Consider the following 1437-nt stretch of genomic DNA (forward strand, 5'->3'; position numbering starts at 1 on the left):
GTTGACCTGCGGTTTCTGTTGGCTGTTCGTGGCCTGGACGGGTTGTCGGCAGGTGTGGCAGATGCCGGTCCAGGCGGCGAGTAATCGTTGGAGGTGGCGCAGGACGGCGTAGAGGGTCAGGCCTGCGCAAGGGCTTTTGGGGTGCGGCGCAGCTTCGTGCAGACGGCCTGGGCGACCGAGGCCAGCGTGACGTGGCGGTGCCAACCGATCCAGGAGCGGCCCTCGAAGTGGTCCAGGCCGAGGCCGTCCTTGAGTTCGCTGTAGTCGTGCTCGATGCGCCACCGCATCTTGGCCAGTTTCACCAGGTCCCGCAGGCGGATGTCGGCGGGCAGGGTCGAGAGCCAGTAGTCGGTGGGCTCGGCCGCACCGGCGGGCCACTCGGCCAACAGCCAGCACTCGGGCAGGTTGCCGTCCGGGTCTTTGAGGATGTGCCGGTTGGCGGGTCGGATCCGCAGCGCCAGGAACCGCGACCGCATCCGCCCGGTCGGGTTGCCCGCGCTCCTGTGGGAGCCGTGGCGCCAGACCACGAACCGGCCCGCCGACCGGCCCACGTCCATGACCAGGGTCTTCAGATCGGTCGGCGGATCGGGGTAGCGCGGCACCGGTCGCCGACCGACACCGTTGTAGGCGGGCGTCACCGGCGATGCCCCGGCCGGGTGCGCGGTGGCGATCGGATTGACCGCCAGCACGTAGGTCAGACCGCGGTCGGTCAGCCCCTGCCGGAACCCGGAGGCATCACCGTAGCCGGCGTCCGCGACGACCGGCCGCCGGGGCAGCCCCCAGTCGTCGACGATCTCGTCGAGCATGTCCAACGCCAGTCGCCACTTCTCCCGGTGCCGCTGGTCCTCGGGGATCGCGCACCGGGCACGCCGGGTCCGGACCCGCTCGGCCTCCGCCTCGTCGTCGGTCTTGGTGTCGTCCCAGGACTCGGGCAGGAACAACCGCCAGTCCAGCGCCGCCGACGCCCAGTCCGTCGCGGCGTGCACACTGACCCCGACCTGGCAGTTCGCGCGCTTGCCCAACGCTCCGCAGTACATTCGCGCCACCCCCGGCGACGAATACCCGTCCTTGGGGAACCCGGTGTCGTCCACCACCAGCGCGTCCGGGTCGACGAAGTCACGCGCCCACACCGCCAACCGGCGCCGCACCTCGGTGTGATCCCAGGTCGAGGTGGTGACGAACTGCTGGAGCTGCTGATGGTCGACGCCCAGGCGCTCGGCCATGGGCTGCATCGACTTCCGCTTGCCGTCCGACAACAAGCCACGCAGATACAGCTCGCCCTTACCCCGCTGGTCACGCCGCGCGAGCCCGCCGAACACGTCTGCGGCGAACTCCTCGATCACCGGGCGCACCAGCGCCATCTCCTCCGGAGTCACCACCACAGAAGATCACACCGCCAACCTGTCCGATCATTCGACCTAACAAAGCCCTACTAGT

1 protein-coding gene is annotated in these 1437 nt (G+C 69.6%); it reads right to left on the reverse strand.

Features of this window, described 5'->3' with window-relative positions:
* Nucleotides 1-116: 116 nt before the first annotated feature.
* Entirely contained in the window at nt 117-1376 is a 1260-nt protein-coding gene (locus tag OQ02_RS39055; RefSeq protein ID WP_442973741.1) for an IS701 family transposase, read from the reverse strand.
* Nucleotides 1377-1437 lie beyond the last annotated feature (61 nt).

The organism is Saccharothrix sp. NRRL B-16314, assembly GCF_000716595.1.
Taxonomy (GTDB): Bacteria; Actinomycetota; Actinomycetes; order Mycobacteriales; family Pseudonocardiaceae; genus Actinosynnema.